18 protein-coding genes and 1 pseudogene are annotated in these 18,917 nt (G+C 67.5%); 11 read left to right on the forward strand and 8 right to left on the reverse strand.

Going from position 1 to position 18,917, the window contains the following annotated elements:
* Nucleotides 1-1,058, reverse strand: a 1,058-nt coding sequence (locus tag AC3IFE_RS14610) for a GMC family oxidoreductase (protein WP_489190925.1), incomplete at its 3' end; no start/stop codon positions are given.
* Between the two features lie 725 nt (nucleotides 1,059-1,783).
* Here AC3IFE_RS14610 and AC3IFE_RS14615 point away from each other — a divergent pair.
* Nucleotides 1,784-3,226 (forward strand): coniferyl aldehyde dehydrogenase, encoded by a 1,443-nt coding sequence (locus AC3IFE_RS14615; protein WP_489190926.1) that lies wholly within the window; start codon nucleotides 1,784-1,786, stop codon nucleotides 3,224-3,226.
* A 75-nt stretch (nucleotides 3,227-3,301) separates the two neighbouring features.
* Here the strand turns inward: AC3IFE_RS14615 and AC3IFE_RS14620 are convergent, their stop codons facing one another.
* Entirely contained in the window at nucleotides 3,302-4,324 is a 1,023-nt protein-coding gene (locus tag AC3IFE_RS14620; RefSeq protein WP_489190927.1) for a serine/threonine protein kinase, read from the reverse strand.
* A 39-nt stretch (nucleotides 4,325-4,363) separates the two neighbouring features.
* Nucleotides 4,364-4,576: a hypothetical protein gene (locus AC3IFE_RS14625; protein WP_089468712.1), complete on the reverse strand. Its 213-nt coding sequence runs from the start codon at nucleotides 4,574-4,576 to the stop codon at nucleotides 4,364-4,366.
* 819 nt (nucleotides 4,577-5,395) lie between these two features.
* On the opposite strand from AC3IFE_RS14625, the pseudogene AC3IFE_RS14630 reads away from it, so the two are divergent.
* Nucleotides 5,396-6,277 (forward strand): annotated as a pseudogene (locus AC3IFE_RS14630) (DMT family transporter); the annotation flags it as partial.
* A 357-nt stretch (nucleotides 6,278-6,634) separates the two neighbouring features.
* Nucleotides 6,635-6,820 (forward strand): hypothetical protein, encoded by a 186-nt coding sequence (locus AC3IFE_RS14635; protein WP_006482800.1) that lies wholly within the window; start codon nucleotides 6,635-6,637, stop codon nucleotides 6,818-6,820.
* A gap of 106 nt (nucleotides 6,821-6,926) precedes the next feature.
* Here the strand turns inward: AC3IFE_RS14635 and mgrA are convergent, their stop codons facing one another.
* Nucleotides 6,927-7,970 (reverse strand): L-glyceraldehyde 3-phosphate reductase, encoded by a 1,044-nt coding sequence (mgrA, locus tag AC3IFE_RS14640; RefSeq protein WP_089468714.1) that lies wholly within the window; start codon nucleotides 7,968-7,970, stop codon nucleotides 6,927-6,929.
* Nucleotides 7,971-8,163: 193 nt separating this feature from the next.
* On the opposite strand from mgrA, the gene AC3IFE_RS14645 reads away from it, so the two are divergent.
* Complete coding sequence (locus tag AC3IFE_RS14645) at nucleotides 8,164-8,370, forward strand: DUF3185 family protein (RefSeq protein WP_006477510.1); 207 nt, start codon at nucleotides 8,164-8,166, stop codon at nucleotides 8,368-8,370.
* A 198-nt stretch (nucleotides 8,371-8,568) separates the two neighbouring features.
* Here AC3IFE_RS14645 and AC3IFE_RS14650 read toward each other — a convergent pair whose 3' ends face one another.
* Nucleotides 8,569-9,342 carry a phytanoyl-CoA dioxygenase family protein gene (locus AC3IFE_RS14650; RefSeq protein ID WP_089468715.1) on the reverse strand — a complete coding sequence of 258 codons (774 nt, stop codon included), beginning with the start codon at nucleotides 9,340-9,342 and terminating at the stop codon, nucleotides 8,569-8,571.
* 352 nt (nucleotides 9,343-9,694) lie between these two features.
* Here AC3IFE_RS14650 and AC3IFE_RS14655 point away from each other — a divergent pair, with 352 nt between their 5' ends.
* Nucleotides 9,695-10,036 carry a hypothetical protein gene (locus AC3IFE_RS14655; protein WP_301739821.1) on the forward strand — a complete coding sequence of 114 codons (342 nt, stop codon included), beginning with the start codon at nucleotides 9,695-9,697 and terminating at the stop codon, nucleotides 10,034-10,036.
* A gap of 111 nt (nucleotides 10,037-10,147) precedes the next feature.
* Here the strand turns inward: AC3IFE_RS14655 and metK are convergent, their stop codons facing one another.
* Nucleotides 10,148-11,335, reverse strand: coding sequence for a methionine adenosyltransferase (gene metK, locus AC3IFE_RS14660; protein ID WP_089468717.1), 1,188 nt, complete (start codon nucleotides 11,333-11,335; stop codon nucleotides 10,148-10,150).
* Nucleotides 11,336-11,600: 265 nt separating this feature from the next.
* On the opposite strand from metK, the gene lpxL reads away from it, so the two are divergent.
* Nucleotides 11,601-12,485 carry a lauroyl acyltransferase LpxL gene (gene lpxL, locus AC3IFE_RS14665; protein WP_089468718.1) on the forward strand — a complete coding sequence of 295 codons (885 nt, stop codon included), beginning with the start codon at nucleotides 11,601-11,603 and terminating at the stop codon, nucleotides 12,483-12,485.
* 28 nt (nucleotides 12,486-12,513) lie between these two features.
* Here lpxL and AC3IFE_RS14670 read toward each other — a convergent pair whose 3' ends face one another.
* Together AC3IFE_RS14670 and AC3IFE_RS14675 are read right to left on the reverse strand one after the other, a co-directional pair.
* Nucleotides 12,514-12,816 carry a HigA family addiction module antitoxin gene (locus tag AC3IFE_RS14670; protein WP_077178126.1) on the reverse strand — a complete coding sequence of 101 codons (303 nt, stop codon included), beginning with the start codon at nucleotides 12,814-12,816 and terminating at the stop codon, nucleotides 12,514-12,516.
* A gap of 13 nt (nucleotides 12,817-12,829) precedes the next feature.
* Nucleotides 12,830-13,108 (reverse strand): type II toxin-antitoxin system RelE/ParE family toxin, encoded by a 279-nt coding sequence (locus AC3IFE_RS14675; RefSeq protein WP_089468719.1) that lies wholly within the window; start codon nucleotides 13,106-13,108, stop codon nucleotides 12,830-12,832.
* Nucleotides 13,109-13,459: 351 nt separating this feature from the next.
* On the opposite strand from AC3IFE_RS14675, the gene dapF reads away from it, so the two are divergent.
* The 5 genes from dapF (at nucleotide 13,460) to AC3IFE_RS14700 (ending at nucleotide 18,671) form a co-directional block, all read left to right on the forward strand.
* Nucleotides 13,460-14,404, forward strand: a complete 945-nt coding sequence (gene dapF, locus AC3IFE_RS14680; protein ID WP_089468720.1) for a diaminopimelate epimerase — start codon at nucleotides 13,460-13,462, stop codon at nucleotides 14,402-14,404.
* Nucleotides 14,405-14,441: 37 nt separating this feature from the next.
* Nucleotides 14,442-15,167, forward strand: coding sequence for a DUF484 family protein (locus AC3IFE_RS14685; protein ID WP_089468721.1), 726 nt, complete (start codon nucleotides 14,442-14,444; stop codon nucleotides 15,165-15,167).
* 13 nt (nucleotides 15,168-15,180) lie between these two features.
* The gene (gene xerC, locus AC3IFE_RS14690; RefSeq protein WP_089468722.1) at nucleotides 15,181-16,101 is read left to right on the forward strand and encodes a tyrosine recombinase XerC; all 921 of its coding nucleotides are present in this window, start codon (nucleotides 15,181-15,183) and stop codon (nucleotides 16,099-16,101) included.
* A 76-nt stretch (nucleotides 16,102-16,177) separates the two neighbouring features.
* The gene (locus AC3IFE_RS14695; protein WP_489190928.1) at nucleotides 16,178-17,392 is read left to right on the forward strand and encodes a class I SAM-dependent rRNA methyltransferase; all 1,215 of its coding nucleotides are present in this window, start codon (nucleotides 16,178-16,180) and stop codon (nucleotides 17,390-17,392) included.
* Nucleotides 17,393-17,591: 199 nt separating this feature from the next.
* Entirely contained in the window at nucleotides 17,592-18,671 is a 1,080-nt protein-coding gene (locus AC3IFE_RS14700) for a CobW family GTP-binding protein (protein WP_489190929.1), read from the forward strand.
* Nucleotides 18,672-18,917 lie beyond the last annotated feature (246 nt).

The raw sequence follows: 18,917 nt of genomic DNA on the forward strand, positions 1-18,917 counted from the left end.
CGCGCGAGCGACGGATCGCTCTTGATGAAGCCGCCGGCCTCCGCGACGTTGCTCGTCATCATCCCCGTGCGGCGCGAGAAATAGCGCACGAGCGCCGGCGTCATCTTCGCGATCCCGCGCAGGCACACGCCGACCAGTTCCGACGAATTCACGCGCGTGTTGATGATGAAGTCGATGTGGTCGATCAGGTTCGCGCCGACGTCCGGCGCATCCTGCACGACCGCGATCCCGTGCCGGCGCAACTGATCGGCCGGGCCGATCCCCGAACACATCAGCAATTGCGGCGAATTGAACGCGCCGGCCGACAGGATCACTTCCGCGCGCGCGCCGAGCGTCTCGACGCGCCCGTTGCGCGACACGACGACGCCGACCGCGCGCTTGCCGTCGAAGCCGACGCGCAGCACCGTCGCATCGGGGACCACGTGCAGGTTCGGCCGGTTGCGGCCGTAGATGTACGCGCGCGCCACGCTGCAGCGAGAACCGTCGCGATGCGTGACCTGATAGAAGCCGACGCCTTCCTGCGTCGCGCCGTTGAAATCGTCGTTCAGCGGATAGCCGGCCGCGTGCGCGGCCTGGATGAATCGTTCGGAGAACGGATTGCGAAAGCGCAGATCCGACACCGACAGCGGGCCGTCCGCGCCGTGCCAGGCGTCGGCGCCGCGTTCGTTGCCTTCCGCGCGGCGGAAATACGGCAGCACGTCCTGCCAGCTCCAGCCCGTCGCGCCGAGCTGCGCCCACTCGTCGTAGTCGCCCGGGTGGCCGCGCGTGTAGATCATCGCGTTGATCGCGCTCGAGCCGCCCATCCCGCGCCCGCGCGGCTGGTAACCGCGCCGCCCGCCGAGGCCCGGCTGCGGCACCGTCTCGTAACCGTAGTTGGTGCCGAGCTTGAACGGCACCAACGCGGCGATGCCGACCGGCATGTTGACGAGCAGGTTGCGCTCCGTATGGGGGCCGGCCTCGATCAGCGCGATCGTCGCATCGGGGCAGGCATCGGCGAGACGGCCGGCGAGGCTCGAACCGCCCGAGCCGCCGCCGACGATGATGTAGTCGTATTGCATGTCACGTCTCCGTCGTGTCATGGAAGGCGCCCGGCACCGCCGCGCGAGCGTGTCTCCTCTTGTGTTCGGGCATTGTAGGAAGGGCCGTCCCGTGCGCGGCGCGCCGATTCAAGAGCGATTCCTCTAAACGCCCGCGTGAACTAAATTTAAGATGTATCGATGCGCATCGCGCGATGTACCGGCCACGAGAAGCCGATTCGTCGCGAAACGGGAGGAACGACGATGCAGCGCCAGATCCCGCAGGCGGCGTGCCGGCCGGGTGATCCGGAAGTCGCGCGCACGGTCCGCATTTCATTTCAAACGGCGGCCCGCGCGACGATGCGCGGCGTCATGCGCGCAGTCGGTCGAAATCGAACGGCACGCGTCGTCGCCGACCGTTTGGACGGTGTGTCGCCGCCGCCGCACGATGCGCGGCGCCACGCCGTCGCGGCCAGCTCGCGCTGCGCCGCCGCGATGCACCGGCAGACGATCGCAAGACGGCATCGCGTGCCCGCGCGTCACCGTCTCGGCGCGTGCGCGCATGCCGTGCGGCACGACGTTCGGACGCGGAAACCGTCGCGTGGATACGACGCCTGCCGCATGCAGAAACCGCTTTTTCGAGCATCCGTCGCATCCGGCCCGCGCCGCGCGACACGCATTACCCGATCCGCGTTGCCGCGCTCGCCGAGCGTGCGCGTGCGGCGTGACGGCCGGCCGATCAGCCAGGCCCAACTGGAGGAGACGACATGAAGAACGACCTGCCCGAACTGGCCCCGCAAGCACTGCCGTCGGTCGATGCGCTGACGTCGCTGCTGCACGACCAGCGCGCGGCGTACCTGCGCGCACCGTACCCGGCATGGGACACGCGCGCGCAGCACCTGCGCGCGCTGCGCACGATGCTGATCGACCACGCCGATGCGCTCGCCGACGCGATCAGCGCCGATTTCGGCCATCGCGCGAAGCAGGAAGTGCTGCTGTCGGAAATCTGGATGGCGAAGGAAGAGATCGACGATGCGCTGAAGCACGGCAAGCGCTGGATGAAGCCGATGCGCAAGCCGATGAACAAGTGGCTGCGCCCGGCGCGCGCGAAGGTGATTCCGCAACCGCTCGGCGTGGTCGGCATCGTCGTGCCGTGGAACTACCCGGTGCTGCTCGCGGCGGGCCCGCTGATCTGCGCGCTCGCCGCCGGCAACCGCGCGATCGTCAAGATGTCCGAACTGACGCCGCGCACGTCGGCGCTGTTCGAGCAGCTCATCGGCAAGACCTTCACGCGCGACCACGTCGCGGTCGTGAACGGCGACGCGGAAGTCGGCGCCGCATTCACCGCGCTGCCGTTCGACCATCTGCTGTTCACCGGTTCGACGCAGGTCGGCCGCCACGTGATGCGCGCGGCCGCCGACAACCTGACGCCCGTCACGCTGGAGCTCGGCGGCAAGTCGCCGGCGATCGTCGGACCGAATGCGCGCTTCGACGCGGCCGTCGACGCGATCGTCGCCGGCAAGACGCTGAACGCCGGCCAGACCTGCATCGCGCCCGACTACGTGCTGCTGCCGCGCGGGATGGAAGGCGCGTTCATCGAACGCGCGCGCGCCCGCTTCGCGAAGCTGTATCCGGACCTGTCGACCAACGGCGACTACACGACGATCGTGTCGCCGCGTCACTACGCGCGCCTGCAGCAACTCGCGAGCGATGCGCAGGCCGCCGGTGCGCAGTTGCATCCGCTGTCCGATGCGCAATCCGATCCCGCGTCGCGCCGCTTCGTGCCGTGCGCGCTCACGCAGGTGCCGGCCGCGTCGCAACTGATGCAGGAGGAAATCTTCGGGCCGCTGCTGCCGCTCGTGCCGTACGAGCGGCTCGACGAAGCGATCGCGTACGTCAATGCGCGCCCGCGTCCGCTCGCGCTGTACCTGTTCGACGAGGATGGCGGCACGATCGACCGCGTGATGCGCGAAACGGTCTCGGGCGGCGTATCGATCAACGAAACGCTGATGCACATCGCGTGCGGCAGCTTGCCGTTCGGCGGCGTCGGCGCGAGCGGCATGGGCGCGTATCACGGCTACGACGGCTTCGTGACGTTCTCGAAGATGAAGCCGGTGCTCACGCAGGCGCGGATGAACGCGCGCAACCTGCTCGCGCCGCCGTACGGCAAGCGCTTCGCCGCACTGATCAAGCTGATGCTGAAGTTCTGAGCCGCAGGAGCCGCGCGTCGCGGCCCTGGCCAACCTGCCGCGCGGCATGGATGCCGCGCGCGCAGCCGTTACACGTCACACGGGCCAGAGCGGCCCTTCCTGCATTGCGCCGATCTGCTCGCGCAATTCGAGCACGCGCGCTTCCCAGTAACGATGCGTGTTGAACCACGGGAAGGCGGCCGGAAACGCCGGATCGTCCCAGCGCCGCGCGAGCCACGCCGCGTAATGGATCAGCCGGAGCGTGCGCAGCGCTTCGACCAGATGCAGCTCGCGCGGCTCGAATTCGCAGAAATCCTCGTAGCCCGCGAGCAGGTCCGCGAGCGCGCGCGACGCGCCTTCGCGATCGCCGGGCAGCAAGAGCCACAGATCCTGCACGGCCGGCGCCATCCGGCTGTCGTCGAAGTCGACGAAATGCGGGCCGGCATCGGTCCACAGCACGTTGCTCGGATGACAGTCGCCGTGCGTGCGCAGCAGGCGAATCTCACCCGCACGCTCGAACGCGGCCTCGACACCTTCGAGCGCGAGCGCGACCGCGGTCTCATATGCCGGTCTGACGTCATCCGGAATGAAATCGTGCGCGAGCAGGTAGTCGCGCGGCTCGTAGCCGAACGTGCCGATGTCGAGCACCGGGCGCGCGACATAGGACTGCGTCGCGCCCACCGCATGAATGCGGCCGATGAAGCGGCCGAGCCATTCGAGCGTGTCGCTGCGGTCGAGATCGGGTGCGCGGCCGCCGCGCCGCTCGAAGATCGAGAAACGGAAGCCGTCGAACGCGTGCAGCGTGCGGCCGTCGAAGGCTCGCGCGGGCACCGCCGGGATCTCGCGCGCGGCGAGCTCGGCGACGAACGCATGCTCCTCGAGAATCGCGTCGTCGGACCAGCGCGCCGGACGATAGAACTTCGCGACGACCGGCGGGCCGTCTTCGATACCGACCTGGTAGACGCGGTTTTCGTAGCTGTTGAGGGCGAGCAGGCGCCCGTCGGTGCGCAGGCCGGCCGGCATCAGCACGCTGTCGAGCGCGTCGAGCACGCATTCGGGCGTGAGGCCGGCGAACGGCGGGCTGGCGGGAGAAGCGGGAGCGGAAGTGGCGTCTGTCATGCCCCGCATTGTGCCGCCAGCCGGACCGAAAGACGAGCCTTAGTGAAGCGCCGCGCCGGCCGGCAGAACGGATTCGCCGGTGTCGATCAGGTCCTCGAGAAAGAAGGGTTCGGTGTTGAGTTCTTTCGACTCACCCGGCACGCCCGCGTACCAGGTCACCATGGCCATGTCGCCCAGGAGGCGCTGGACGATGCCGCGTGCGCCCTTCGGCACCGCGATATGGGTAGTGCAGACAATCGACCCGATATGCATGATGGTTCCCCACTCTTGAATCTTGAAACCCGGCCCGCTGGCGAGCCGGCAAATGCGCGATCCGCGCCGCCCTCGGCGGAGCGTTGCGCGTGATCCCATTGTTCACGGTTTATCGAAGCGCGAAAAGAAGAAGAAGCAGGCGAAGTGCCGCGAATTCGTCGAATGTCTCCAATCAACCACTGCGCCGGACACGCACTTGCCCGCCCGGTTACCCCCATCATACCCTGTCGAATGTGACTGCCCGCCGAAACCGTCGGGCCTCGCCGCGCGCGCGATCGACGCAATACACGTACCGCTTCGCCTCGCCCGTGCGGGATCATCGGAGGATGCCCGTCGCCCCGCCGACATCGCATCGCGCACGTCGCATGGCGATCGCTTTCTTCCGTTCGTCGAATGCTTGCATGCGCGGCGGCCGGCGGACCGCCGTCGGCCTGCGTCGACACGACACGATCGCCCGCGATGCGCAGCCGCCGACAGCAGTTGCGCGCGACGGCTGCCTTGCGGTACCTTTGGCGTTCATTCGCGTTCAATCGCATTCCGACACGATGCATCCGCTCACGTCCGCCCTCGCAAAATCCCGGCCGCAGTTCGACTCGCGGCCGCGGGCGGGCGCGCATCCGTCGGTCCTTCCTCCTCCTGTCGCACCGCCGCTCGGCCGCGCTGCGCCGCCCCCGCCGGCGGCACGCGCCGGCTGACTCGCCGGCTTTTCGTTTTCGTCTTCCATTCGCCCCGTTGGCCGCAGGTACGTGCGTCATGACGCGCGGCGTGTCGCCGCGCGCGCGGATGGAACGTTTCGATCCGTTCGACAGGTGGATTCACATGGTTTCGTTCAAACGCGCGCTCGCCGCGCATGGCGCGACGTCGCTCTTCGTGCTGCTGTGGAGCAGCGGCGCGATCTTCGCTGAACTCGGTCTGCGTCACGCATCCGCGTTCGTCTTTCTCACTGCCCGTTTCGCGCTCGCGTCGTTCGTGCTGCTCGCGCTGGCCTTCGTGCGCAAACGCTGGCTGCCGCCGCGCGGCGAGCGGCGCATGGCCGCGCTGACCGGCTTGCTGATGATGGGCGGCTATTCGATCTTCTATCTGCTCGCGCTCGAACGCGGCATCGCGCCCGGCGTGCTCGCGACGATCCTCGGCGTGCAGCCGATCCTCACGCTCGCGATCGTCGAGCGTCGCTGGCAACCGGTGCGCATCGCGGGGCTCGCGCTGTCGCTCGCCGGCCTCGCGCTCGTCGTGGGTCGCGGCGTGAGCGGCGGGACGGGCGGCCTGTCGGCTGCCGGCATCGCGTGCGCGCTCACGGCGCTCGTCGCGCTCACCGTCGGCTCGCTGCTGCAAAAGCGCGTACGCGCGGCGCCCGCCGACGTGCTGCCGCTGCAGAATGCGATCGGCCTCGCGCTGTGCGTCGCGATCGTGCCGTTCCGGCCGGTGTCGTTCGACCTGAGCTGGGCGTTCGTCGTGCCGCTGCTGTGGCTCGGCATCGTGATTTCGGTGATTGCGCAACTGCTGTTCTACCGGTTGATGCAGCGCGGCGATCTCGTCAACGTGACGAGCCTGTTCTATCTCGTGCCCGTCGTCACCACGCTGATGGACGCCGTGTGGCTCGGCAACCGGCCCGAGCCGCTCGCGCTCGCCGGCATGGGCGCGATCATCGCCGGGCTTGCGCTCGTGTTCCGCGCGCCGGCCGCCCGTCCGCAACCCGACCGCGGGTGCGGGGGCGGGCCGCCGCGCCCGCGGGTGCGGCGGCCCGCATCGGACACATACGACGATTCCGCGAAAACCGAAAGCAACGGGAAAGATGCGTGCAAGGCGTTCGTCTTGTTTGCCCGAAAAACGCGGGATTCCCGGGGCTTTCCGCTGATTTTTAATGGTTCGGATAGCGAAAAACGCCGCCGGTTGCCTATACTCGAATTGACCGGCCCGCGTACGACGGGCCGGCCCAACTAGAAACACCCGGCATGGGGCCGGGGTGAGCGCATGCGTGCCGACTTCGGCCGATATCCCGAAAGGATGACGCCCAGGCAAGCGCTGAAGCGCCCACTTCGGTCGACACTGGAGACACGCATGACGACCTATTTCACGATCGGCGACTTCATCCTGTTGATTCCGATGGCGCTGGCCGGAGCGCTATTTCTCGGCGCGGTGCCGTGCGCCACGCAATTCCGTCACAACCTGCTGCGCGTACTCGGCGTCATTCTCGGCGTCGGCGTCGCGGTGTTGCTCGTTGAAGGCCTGCCTGCACTGATCTAGCGCCCACTCGCGCGTGCCGCACCTCGCTGCACCGCAGCGAGGCGACGTACCGCATGCGCATGGCCGACACGGCACGCGATGTTTCGCATGCCGTATCGACTTCCGGTCAGATCGCCTGATCCGTGGACGGCTTTTCCCACAGATTGATGCCGCCTTCCGTCGCGTAACGATCGATCTCCGCGAGTTCTTCCGCGGAGAATTCGAGGTTGCTCAACGCACCGACGTTCTCGCGCACCTGCTCCGCCCGGCTCGCGCCGATCAGCGCGGACGTCACGCGGCCATTACGCAACACCCACGCCAGCGCCATCTGCGCGAGGCTCTGCCCGCGCCGCTCGGCGATCGCGTTGAGCTTGCGCACATGCTCGAGGTTGTCCGCGCTCAGGTGGTCCTGCTTCAGCGAGCCGCCGCCCGGCTTGTTCACGCGCGCGTCGGCCGGCACGCCGTTCAGGTACTTCGACGTGAGCAGGCCCTGAGCGAGCGGCGTGAACGCGATGCTTCCCGCGCCGACGTCGTCGAGCGTGCCGAGCAGATCCTCTTCGATCCAGCGGTTCAGCATGTTGTACGACGGCTGGTGAATCAGCAGCGGCACCTTGTATTGCGCGAGCAGCGCGGCCATCTCGCGCGTCTTCGCGGCCGAGTACGACGAAATGCCGATGTAGAGCGCCTTGCCCTGCTGCACGGCCGATGCGAGCGCGCCCGCCGTTTCCTCAAGCGGCGTATGCGCGTCGAAACGGTGCGAGTAGAAGATGTCGACGTAGTCGAGCCCCATCCGCTGCAGGCTCTGGTCGAGGCTCGCGAGCACGTACTTGCGCGATCCGCCGCCGCTGCCGTACGGCCCCGGCCACATGTCCCAGCCGGCCTTCGTCGAGATCAGCAACTCGTCGCGATACGGCCGGAAATCCTCCTTCAGCAGCCGGCCGAAGTTGATTTCGGCGCTGCCGTACGGCGGCCCGTAGTTGTTCGCGAGGTCGAAGTGGTTGATGCCGAGGTCGAACGCGGTGCGCAGGATCTCGCGCTGCGTCGTGATCGGCGTCGAATCGCCGAAGTTGTGCCACAGGCCGAGCGACAGGGCGGGCAGTTTGAGCCCGGATTTGCCGCACGTGCGGTATTGCATGCCGGCATAACGTTCGGAAGCTGCTTCGTAGGCCATGAGTCTGTTCCGTCAGGACATCGGGGGAAGGGACGCGCGCCGGCCGCACCGATGGCGCGACGGCGGCGAAGGAGTCATACGACGACTATGGTAGCGAAACCGGCCGGATCGCGCACGGCGGCACGGCGATGGACGCGACCGCGGCACTCGCCTACACTGCGGCGTCTCGAATCACCGTTTCAGCGAGGTTGGTATGTCCCGGGTCATCTCGGTTGCACTGCTCGTCGGCGGCGTCGTGCTGCTGTATTTCGGCGGCCAGTCGTTCCATTCGATCAACGACAACGTGTCGCGCTTCTTCACCGGCTCGCCCGCGACGAAGACGATCCTGCTGATCGTCGGCGGCGCCGTTGCGTCGTTCGTCGGCCTGATCGGCCTCGCGATGCCGGGCGGCAAACGCTGATCGCGCCGCACGCACCGCTCGCGATTGCATCGAGAGCGGCGCGGTCGACGATCCGGCCTACGGTGGCCGGATCGTCGTGCCGACATCACGCGCACGAGCCGCGTTAAACGAAACGGGCGGCCAGGCCGCCCGTCGTTTCATTCGCCCGCGACGCGCCGCATCGCGCGATCGCGGCGGCTTCGCCGGCCGCCGATCGGCCTAGAACTGCACTTCCGGCTTCGACGCCGAGCGCGTGCCGGGCACCGGCCGGTTGCTCGCGCCGTGATACGTATATACGAGCGAGAACTTCACCTGATCGGAACGGTTCTGCCCGGCCGAATGCAGCGTGTTGCTGTGGAAGAACACGACGTCGCCCGTCTGCAGCGACGGGCACGTGGCCGCGTCGATCATCTTGCGGTTTTCCGGCAGATCGCTGCGGAAGAATTTCGCGTCGTCGAACGCTTCCGGCCCGAATTCGGCCGTATGCGAACCCGGCACGAGCCACAGCGCGCCGTTCTCGTTGGTCTCCGGCCCGAGCGCGAGCCACACCGACACCATGTCCGGGCGCTCGAACGCCCAGTAGCGGAAATCGCGATGCCAGCCGGTCAGGCTGCCGTACGCCGGGTGCTTCGTCATCATGCAGTTGTGATGCGCGCGCGACAGCACCGGCTCTTCACCGAAATACTCGCGCATCCATGCGCCGATTTCGGGCGCGATCGCGCGCTCGGCGAACGCCGGATCGCGCGAGTACGCATCGAGCAGCCGTCGCACCGTATGCCCGCCCGGCGCGTGCTTCGACTCGGGCGCGCCCGGATAACGCAAGTCGGCCTCGAACTCGATCGGCTCGGCGGCCTCCCGCAACTGGCGCGCCGCGATCTGCCTGAGCGCCGCGCACTGCGCTTCGCCGACGAGGCCGCGCGCGACGACGAAGCCGCGCTCGCGCAATTCCGCGACTTGCGCGCGGATCGATTCCGACTGCAATGGAGACGACATGGGATGCCAGACGTTTATCGTGTGAATGTGACGATTGTAAATCGGCGCCGGATACCGCGAACAGCGCCATTGTCGTGCGCAGGGGCATGCCAATCGCGGATTTGATCCAGCGCAAGGGAACTGTGCGACGCGGCACCTGCCTCAGCGTCAGGCGGTGTGCGGCACACGCCTTGCGGCACAAGGGTTTGTCGCGACTTTTGCCCGTCACGAATCCCCTGTAGCCTGACGCGGCCTGTCAATTCTGGCGGGCGCGGCACGCAACGGGGTTCGGTAAGATTCGTTGCGTCATCCGAGGCCGTTCATACCAGTGCGCTCTGCAGGGCGCCACCCATACAAGCGAAGCATCGTTCACATGCCATTCCGTCTGACTTCCCGTTTCAACCGCGCTGCGAAGCGTGTCGTGCCGTCCGCTCCCGCCCGCTCGCTGCGCCACCACCGCGCACGCACGCAGGCGCTGGCCGAACGTACGCACACGCACAGCCGGCTGGACGGCATCCGTGCGTGGTTCCACGCGTTTTTCTCGATGATGAGCGCGCAGGCGTTCACTCGCCGCGCCGGCCTGCGCTCGCTGCTGCAAAAGCCGTCGTCGCTGCGCGCGCTCGCGCTGCGCCGCAAGCTCGGCCCGCAGCGCCGTATCAACCGCCCGCGCCGCCTCGCGGCCAGCAACGGCTGGTTCGGGTTCGGCGCGCGTTGAGCGGGTACCCGGCGGGCACGGCCCGCTTCGATCGCCGCCGTTACGCCGGCGACCGAAGCGCATAAAAAAACCCCGGCTTGGCCGGGGTTTTTCATTTCGGGCGAACGACGCTTACGCGACGCGTGCCGTCGTCTCCACGCCGGCCGCTTCGGCCAGTGCAAGCGCCTTGTCGGTCGCTTCCCACGAGAATTCCGGCTCTTCGCGGCCGAAGTGGCCGTAAGCTGCCGTCTTCTCGTAGATCGGGCGCAGCAGGTCGAGCATCTTGATGATGCCCTTCGGACGCAGGTCGAAATGCTCGCGCACGAGCTTCGTGATCACCGCATCCGACACGCGGCCCGTGCCGAACGTGTTGACCATCACCGAGGTCGGCTCGGCCACGCCGATCGCGTACGACACCTGGATCAGCGCGCGCGACGCGAGGCCGGCCGCGACGATGTTCTTCGCGACGTAACGGCCGGCATACGCAGCCGAACGGTCGACCTTCGACGGATCCTTGCCCGAGAACGCGCCGCCGCCGTGCGGTGCGGCACCGCCGTAGGTATCGACGATGATCTTGCGGCCGGTCAGGCCGCAATCGCCCTGCGGGCCGCCGATCACGAACCGGCCGGTCGGGTTCACGAGGAACTTGATGTCGCCCTTGATCAGGTCGGCCGGCAGCGTCGGCTTGATGATTTCCTCGATCACCGCTTCGCGCAGCGCGGGCAGCTCGATGTCCGGAGCATGCTGCGTCGACAGCACGACGGTGTCGATCGAATCGGGCTTGCCGTCGACGTAGCGGACGGTGACCTGCGACTTCGCGTCCGGACGCAGCCATTGCAGGCGACCGTCGCGGCGCAGGCTGGCCTGACGCTCGACGAGGCGGTGCGACAGGTAGATCGGCAGCGGCATCAGCTCCGGCGTTTCGTCGCACGCATAGCCGAACATCAGGCCCTGGTCGCCCGCGCCTTGATCGAGGTTGTCGTCGTGTGCGCGATCGACGCCCTGCGCGATGTCCGGCGACTGCTTGTCGTACGCGACGAGCACCGCGCACCCCTTGTAGTCGATGCCGTAGTCGGTGTTGTCGTAGCCGATGCGCTTGATCGTATCGCGCGCGATCTGGATGTAGTCGATGTTGGCCGTCGTGGTGATTTCACCGGCCAACACGACGAGACCCGTGTTGCACAGCGTTTCGGCCGCAACGCGGGAGTATTTGTCCTGCTCGAGGATGGCGTCGAGAATCGCGTCCGAGATCTGGTCCGCGACCTTGTCCGGATGGCCTTCGGAGACGGATTCGGACGTGAAGAGATAATCGTTTGCCACTTTTTCAGGCTCCTGTGTGGTTACGGTGGATTTCACGTAGCCAGCTTCGTTGGGCCTGAAGCGGCGACGCTTTAGCGGATTACCAGGACCGGGCAGCGTGTGTCGCGCCAGCCGGCTTCGCCCCGCAAGTTGTCAGTTAACTCGGCGAAGCCCGTATTATAGCGGCTTTCCTGAATTGTCACAGAGCGCCGCCCGTGCTGCATCTTCCGCTGTCTTACCACCCTGTTCGCAACGTGCCGGCCAGCCGGCCTTACGGAGATTCCGCATGCTAGGCCGCCTCGGCACGCACCTCGCCATCGGCTTGCTGAAGCTGCTCGCCGTGCTGCCGTACGGTCTGACCGCACGGTTCGGCGATGGCCTCGGCTGGCTGCTGTATCAGATCCCCAGCCGGCGAAAACGCATCGTACATACGAATCTGAAACTCTGCTTCCCCGACTGGAGCGACGAGCGGCGCGAGGAAGTGGCCGGCCAGCATTTCCGTCATGCGATCCGCAGCTACGTCGAGCGCAGCGTCCAGTGGTTCGGCTCGGAGAAGAAGCTCGCGAAGCTGATCCAGGTCGACAGCGCGGTCGATCTCACCGATCCCGACCTGCCGCCGACGCTGTTCCTCGGCCTGCACTTCGTCGGCATCGAGGCCGGTTCGATCTGGCTGAACCGGTCGTTGCAGCGTCGCTGCGGATCGCTTTACCAGCCGTTCTCGAACGCGGTGCTCGAGGAAGAGGCGAAGAAGGCGCGCGGGCGCTTCGACGCCGAGATGGTCGGCCGCGCGGACAGCGCGCGCGTCGTGCTGCGCTGGCTGCGCGACCGCAAGCCGGTGATGCTCGGCGCGGACATGGACTACGGGCTGCGCAACTCGACGTTCGTCCCGTTCTTCGGCGTGCCGGCCTGCACGCTGACGGCCGTCGGCCGGCTCGCGAAGACGGGCCGCGCGCAGGTCGTGCCGTTCATCGGCGAGGTGCTGCCGAACTACAAGGGCTACCGTCTGAAGGTATTCAAGCCGTGGGATCACTACCCGACCGGCGACGACGATCTCGACGCGCGGCGGATGAACGCATTCCTCGAGGAGCAGATTCCGCTGATGCCCGAGCAGTATTACTGGGTGCACAAGCGCTTCAAGACGCGCCCGCCGGGCGAGCCGAGCCTGTACTGACCCTGCCGCGACGTTCGCGGGTGCGCCGTCATGCGCGCGCCCGCGCCCTCGCCACCTTTGGCGCACCCTTCGCGCGCGCCTGCCCGAGATCGTAGGCCGACTGCTGCGCGAGCCACAGATCGGCCTTTCCCCCGTTTTCCTCGCCGAGCCACGCTTCGAGCCGCAACGCCATTTCCGGCGAGATGCCGGCATGGCCGTGCAGGATTCGCGACAGCGCGGCACGTGTCACGCCGAGCTGCGACGCGGCCTCGGTGACGGTCAGGCCGAGCGCCGGCAGCACGTCGTCGCGCAGCGTTTCGCCCGGATGGGGCGGATTGAAGATGCGGGTCATCGCTTGAATCACCTTAGTGGTAGTCCTGGTAATCGACCAGAACGACGTCGGGGCCCTCGAATCGGAATGTCAGCCGCCAGTTGCCATTGACGCCGACTGCGTAATATCCGTCCAGCCCGCCGACGAGGCCGTGAAAACGCCAGCCGGGCACATTCATGTCGTGCGGTTTGCCCGCGACGTCGAGACGCGCCAGCATGCGCCGCAGCCTGGGCGCATGATCGGGCCGAATGCCCGCCTTGCTCCCGGTGACGAAAAACGCTTCCAGGCCCTTGTGTACCCGTGACTTGATCATGGACCTCCCACACTCGAGCGCGACGTCGACAGCATGGCCCGACTGTGTATAGCCAAACTATACGAATCACTTGATTTCCTCGTCAATCTGACCCGTACGAAAACGTTCGTCCGGGTCACCTCATACCTTCGTCCTATGTTCGGGCACGCATCGCCGGTCCCACCTCCGTTGCGCACGCTACACCACGCCAATTTGTCCGCTCGCCACGTGCCCGACCAGTCGACCCATCGACATATGCCGCACACCCGGCCCGCAGCCGGGACCCGAAGCACCGTCCCCGCGCAGGACGCCCCTGTCGGCTGCATGTATCATTTGCGGTTGAGATCAGCACGACGAACGAGGCCGCCCGGCATGGCCGCCGGCCGTTCGTGTCGTGCCGACCGCCTTGTTCGCCATGGAATTCCGGACCCAGTGAAACTCTCGTTCACCAAGATGCACGGCGCGGGCAACGACTTCGTCGTGCTCGACGGCTACTCGCGCGCGCTGCCGCCGCTCACCGAAGCGCAGGTGCGCGCACTCGCCAACCGCCACTTCGGCATCGGCGCCGACCAGTTGCTGCTGGTCGAGAAGCCGACCGTCGACGGCGCGGATTTCAAGTACCGGATCTTCAATTGCGACGGCGGCGAGGTCGAACACTGCGGCAACGGTGCGCGCTGTTTCGTGAAGTTCGTCAGCGACCGCGGCCTGACCGACAAGCGCAGCGTGCGCGTGCAGGTCATGAAGGGCCTGATCACGCTGACGCTGCAGGACAACGGCGAAGTCGTCGTCGACATGGGCGCGCCCGTGTTCGCGCCGGCGCAGGTGCCATTTGATACGGCCGGTCCAGGCACGACGAGCCTCGGCGGCCGCAACGAAGGCAACGACACGCTGTGGCCGCTCGACGTCGGCGGCGCGACGCGCTGGATCTCGACGGTATCGATGGGCAACCCGCACGCGGTGCAGGTCGTCGACGATGTCGAAGCGTATCCGGTGCTGGAAGAAGGCCCGCTGATCGAGCGCCACGCGCGCTTCCCGCAGCGCGTGAACGCCGGCTTCATGCAGATCGTGTCGCGCCACGAGGTGAAGCTGCGCGTGTACGAACGCGGCGCGGGCGAGACGCTCGCGTGCGGCACCGGCGCGTGCGCGGCGGTCGCGGCCGGCATCCGGCGCGGCCTGCTCGATTCGCCCGTGACCGTGCACACCCACGGCGGCACGCTGACGATCGGCTGGGACGGCGCGCGCGACGAAGCCGCCGCGCTGATGATGGCCGGCCCCGCCACGACCGTGTTCGAAGGCGAGATCGACCTGAACGCCTGACCCTGCAACGCCCTTGATAACTGAACGCTCCAGCCACATGAACGATCGCGAAGTCGCCGACTATCTGCTCGCCAATCCCGAATTCTTCGCGCAGCACGCCGAGTTGCTCGCGACGATCCGTCTCGCGAATCCGCACGGCAAGGCCGCGATCTCGCTGCAGGAGCGGCAGATGGAGATGCTGCGCGACAAGAACAAGCATCTCGAGCGCCGGCTCGCCGAACTCGTGCGCTACGGCCACGAGAACGACAGCCTGTCCGCGAAGTTCAGCCGCTGGACCGCGCGCGTGATCGCGGAGCGCGATCCGTACGCGCTGCCGCGCACGATCGCCGACGGCATCGCCGACGTGTTCGACGTGCCGCAGACGGCGCTGCGCGTGTGGGACGTGGCCGACACCTACGCGCAGGCCGATTTCGCCCGCCAGGTCGGCGAGGAAGTGCGCCTGTTCACGAACGGCCTGTCGACGCCGTACTGCGGCGCGAACACGGGCTTCGAGGCCGCCCAGTGGCTCGCCCCCGCGCTCGCCGCCCCGGCCGCGAGCGCGGCGGAAGGCGCCGAAGCCGCGCCGGCCGGCGACGCTGCGGCCGCATCGGTCGCGCTGCTCGCGCTGCGCGCGCCGCCCGCCGGCAACGACGCGCCCGCGTTCGGCCTGCTCGTGCTCGGCTCGCCCGATCCGCGCCGCTTCCACGACGGGATGGCCACCGACTTCCTCGCGCGGATCGCGACGCTCGCGAGCGCCGCGCTCACGCGCCTGCTGCCGCACTGATCCGCCGCACGCGATGACCGACGATCCGATCGCCGCCTACCTGTCGAACCTGAAGCACGTCAGGCAACTGTCGGAACACACGCTGCGCGCGTACACGCACGAACTCGACGAACTGAAGAAGCTCGCGGCCGGCCGGCCGCTCGACGCGTTGACCGCCGCCGACATGCGCGGCGCGGTCGTGCGCGGGCACGCGGCCGGGCTGTCCGCGCGCTCGATCTCGCACCGGCTTTCCGCATGGCGCGCGTTCTATCGCTGGTTCGCGCAGCGCGTCGAGATGCCCGCGAACCCCGTCGCCGGGGTACGCGCGCCCAAGCGCGAGAAATCGCTGCCCAAGGCGCTGTCGGTCGACGATGCGGTCACGCTCATGGACACGCCGCTGCCCGACACGACCGAAGGCATCCGCGACCACGCGATCCTCGAGCTGTTCTATTCGTCGGGGCTGCGCCTCGCCGAACTGGTCGGGCTCGACGTCCGGTACACGCAGGCCGACGGCTATCGCTCGGCCGGCTGGCTCGATCTCGCCGAAGCCGAGGTCACCGTGCGCGGCAAGGGCAACAAGGAGCGCAAGGTGCCGGTCGGCCGCAAGGCGATCGACGCGCTGAACGCATGGCTCGCGGTGCGCGATCAATTCGTGAAGCACGATCCGCATCCGCTGTTCGTGTCGGTGCGCGGCAACCGGATGTCGCCGGGCGTCGTGCGCGAGCGCGTGAAGCGCGCGGCGCTCGCCGCCGGCATCCCCGCCAACGTCCACCCGCACGTGTTGCGCCACTCGTTCGCGACGCACGTGCTGCAGTCGAGCGGCGACCTGCGCGCGGTGCAGGAACTGCTCGGCCACGCGAGCGTCGCCGCGACGCAGATCTACACGTCGCTCGACTTCCAGCATCTCGCGAAGATTTACGACAGCGCGCATCCGCGCGCGAAGAAGCGCGACTGACGCGCGTCCCGTCTTATCCGCCGCGCGCGGCGGCCGGCCCCGGCCGGCGTCGCGCGCGGCCCATTTCGATCTCATCATGCAAACCGTCACCCTCAAGCCGTCCAAGGAAAAATCGCTGCTGCGCCGCCATCCGTGGATCTACGCCAATGCGATCGACCGGGTCGACGGCAAGCCCGCGCCCGGCGCGACCGTGCTCGTGCGCGCGCACGACGGCCGCTTCCTCGCGCGTGGCGCGTACAGCCCGCAGTCGCAGATCCGCGTGCGGGTGTGGAGCTTCGACGAGCACGAGCCGATCGACCACGCGTTCTTCAAGCGCCGCGTGCAGCGCGCGGTCGCGCACCGCACGACGATGGTGTCGGGCACGGGCGCGGTGCGGCTCGTGTTCGGCGAAGCCGACGGGCTGCCGGGGCTGATCGTCGACTACTACGTCGCGGACACCGCCGAAGCCGGCGCGGCGCCGCGCGGCCAGCTCGTCTGCCAGTTCATGGCCGCGGGCGTCGAAGCGTGGAAGGACGCGATCGTCGCGGCGCTCACCGGCGCGACCGGCTGCCCGAACGTGTACGAGCGCTCGGACGTGTCGATCCGCGACAAGGAAGGGCTCGAACAGACGACCGGCGTGCTGGCCGGCGACGCGCCGCCCGCGACGCTGATCGCGAACGAAAACGGCGTGCGCTATCACGTCGACGTGCCGAACGGCCACAAGACGGGCTTCTACGTCGACCAGCGCGACAACCGCGCGCTCGTCGCGCAGTACGCGGCCGACCGCGACGTGCTGAACTGCTTCTGCTACACGGGCGGCTTCTCGCTCGCGGCGCTCAAGGGCGGCGCGAAACGCGTGGTGTCGATCGATTCGTCGGGCGATGCGCTCGCGCTTGCGCAGCAGAACGTCGCGGCCAACGGCTTCGACGCCGAACGCGCGACCTGGCTCGACGCCGATGCGTTCAAGACGCTGCGCCGCCTCGTCGACGAAGGCGAGCGTTTCGACCTGATCGTGCTCGATCCGCCGAAGTTCGCGCCGACCCGCGACAGCGTCGATCGCGCGGCGCGCGCGTACAAGGACATCAACCTGAACGGCTTCAAGCTGCTGCGCCCGGGCGGCCTGCTGTTCACGTACTCGTGCTCGGGCGCGATCGACATGGACCTGTTCCAGAAGATCGTCGCGGGCGCCGCCGCCGACGCGAAGGTCGACGCGCGCATCCTGAAACGGCTCGGCGCGGGCGTCGATCATCCGCTGCTCGCCGCGTTCCCGGAAGGCGAATATCTGAAGGGCCTGCTGTTGCAAATCGTCTGACCGCCCCGATCTTGGCGCGTGACCGTCCGTCGGCCGCGGCCTGGCGCCCGGCGGATCCGCGCTTCCGCCTGTCGTTCGGACGACGGGCGAGGGCTTGACAGGTATGTTTCAATGGATGGTTGTGCGCCCCGGCTCGCAGTGCGAGGGCGCGACGCACATCCTCGTTTTGACCCCGATTCACGAACCACAGGCGACCGACATGGCCACTCCCGTCACCATCCTCACCGGCTTCCTCGGCAGCGGCAAGACGACGCTGCTCAAGCGCATCCTGAACGAACAGCACGGCATGAAGATCGCCGTGATCGAGAACGAGTTCGGCGAAGAGAACATCGACAACGAAATCCTCGTGCAGGATTCGAACGAGCAGATCATCCAGATGAGCAACGGCTGCATCTGCTGCACGATCCGCGGCGACCTCGCCCGCGCGCTCGGCGATCTGGCCGCGAAGAAGCGCGAAGGCAAGCTCGATTTCGACCGCATCGTGATCGAGACGACCGGCCTCGCGAACCCCGGCCCCGTCGCGCAAACTTTCTTCATCGACAGCGAGATCGCCGACGATTTCCTGCTCGACGCGGTCATCACGCTGGTCGACGCGAAGCACGCGAACGCGCAGCTCGACGAACACGAAGTGGTGCAGCGCCAGGTGGGCTTCGCCGATCGCCTGTTCATCACGAAGTCGGACCTGGTCGACGACCAGACCGTCGCGGGCCTCAAGCACCGCCTGATGCACATGAACCCGAAGGCCGTGATCAAGCTCGTGAATTTCGGCGAAGCGGACATCAAGGAAATCTTCGACCTGCGCGGCTTCAACCTGAACGCGAAGCTCGAGATCGATCCCGATTTCCTCGCCGAGGACGATCACGCGCACGACCATCACGATCACGGCCATGACCACGATCACGCGAATTGCGACCACGATCACGGCCAATGCGCGCACGATCACGACCACGGCCACCATCATCACCACCACGCGCACCACGACGACAAGATCAAGTCGTTCGTGTACCGCAACGACCGCCCGTTCGACCCGAACAAGCTGGAAGACTTCCTCGGCGGCATCCTGCAGATCTACGGCGAGCGGATGCTGCGCTACAAGGGCGTGCTGTACATGAAGGGCGTCGACCGCAAGGTCGTGTTCCAGGGCGTGCACCAGATGATGGGCAGCGACCTCGCGGCGAAGTGGCTGCCGGTCGAGAAGAAGACCAACAAGATGGTGTTCATCGGCGTCGACCTGCCGCAGGACCTGATCACCGACGGCCTCGACGCCTGCCTCGCCTGACCCGCGCGGGCGCCCGCCGCGCCCCGCTGCCCGGCCGCCAGCGCAGGCGGCCGCGGCCGCCGCGCGGCACCTTTTTTGGGCAGGGTTTCGCCGTCATCGCTTTTTCGCGATTTGCGCGTTATATTTTCTAGATATTGGCGCAGCCGACGGGGATCGACCCGATACGGCGCCCGCTTGCGATTCAGTTACAATACGTGCCCGCTGGAGTACGGTAACAAACAGGCCCGGTTCTTGCTGAACCAGTTT

The organism is Burkholderia sp. APQ4-4ca (assembly GCF_057837105.1).

What these genes read in the sequence shown, in the direction of transcription:
- AC3IFE_RS14635 (WP_006482800.1), top strand. Translation starts at nt 6,635, where the DNA reads ATGACGACCTATTTCACGATCGGCGACTTCATCCTGTTGATTCCGATG.
- dapF (WP_089468720.1), top strand. Translation starts at nt 13,460, where the DNA reads ATGGCCGCCGGCCGTTCGTGTCGTGCCGACCGCCTTGTTCGCCATGGA.
- AC3IFE_RS14615 (WP_489190926.1), top strand. Translation starts at nt 1,784, where the DNA reads ATGAAGAACGACCTGCCCGAACTGGCCCCGCAAGCACTGCCGTCGGTC.
- AC3IFE_RS14675 (WP_089468719.1), bottom strand. Translation starts at nt 13,108, where the DNA reads ATGATCAAGTCACGGGTACACAAGGGCCTGGAAGCGTTTTTCGTCACC.
- lpxL (WP_089468718.1), top strand. Translation starts at nt 11,601, where the DNA reads ATGCTAGGCCGCCTCGGCACGCACCTCGCCATCGGCTTGCTGAAGCTG.
- AC3IFE_RS14620 (WP_489190927.1), bottom strand. Translation starts at nt 4,324, where the DNA reads ATGACAGACGCCACTTCCGCTCCCGCTTCTCCCGCCAGCCCGCCGTTC.
- AC3IFE_RS14685 (WP_089468721.1), top strand. Translation starts at nt 14,442, where the DNA reads ATGAACGATCGCGAAGTCGCCGACTATCTGCTCGCCAATCCCGAATTC.
- AC3IFE_RS14655 (WP_301739821.1), top strand. Translation starts at nt 9,695, where the DNA reads ATGCCATTCCGTCTGACTTCCCGTTTCAACCGCGCTGCGAAGCGTGTC.
- AC3IFE_RS14670 (WP_077178126.1), bottom strand. Translation starts at nt 12,816, where the DNA reads ATGACCCGCATCTTCAATCCGCCCCATCCGGGCGAAACGCTGCGCGAC.
- AC3IFE_RS14650 (WP_089468715.1), bottom strand. Translation starts at nt 9,342, where the DNA reads ATGTCGTCTCCATTGCAGTCGGAATCGATCCGCGCGCAAGTCGCGGAA.
- AC3IFE_RS14700 (WP_489190929.1), top strand. Translation starts at nt 17,592, where the DNA reads ATGGCCACTCCCGTCACCATCCTCACCGGCTTCCTCGGCAGCGGCAAG.
- xerC (WP_089468722.1), top strand. Translation starts at nt 15,181, where the DNA reads ATGACCGACGATCCGATCGCCGCCTACCTGTCGAACCTGAAGCACGTC.
- mgrA (WP_089468714.1), bottom strand. Translation starts at nt 7,970, where the DNA reads ATGGCCTACGAAGCAGCTTCCGAACGTTATGCCGGCATGCAATACCGC.
- AC3IFE_RS14625 (WP_089468712.1), bottom strand. Translation starts at nt 4,576, where the DNA reads ATGCATATCGGGTCGATTGTCTGCACTACCCATATCGCGGTGCCGAAG.
- AC3IFE_RS14695 (WP_489190928.1), top strand. Translation starts at nt 16,178, where the DNA reads ATGCAAACCGTCACCCTCAAGCCGTCCAAGGAAAAATCGCTGCTGCGC.
- AC3IFE_RS14645 (WP_006477510.1), top strand. Translation starts at nt 8,164, where the DNA reads ATGTCCCGGGTCATCTCGGTTGCACTGCTCGTCGGCGGCGTCGTGCTG.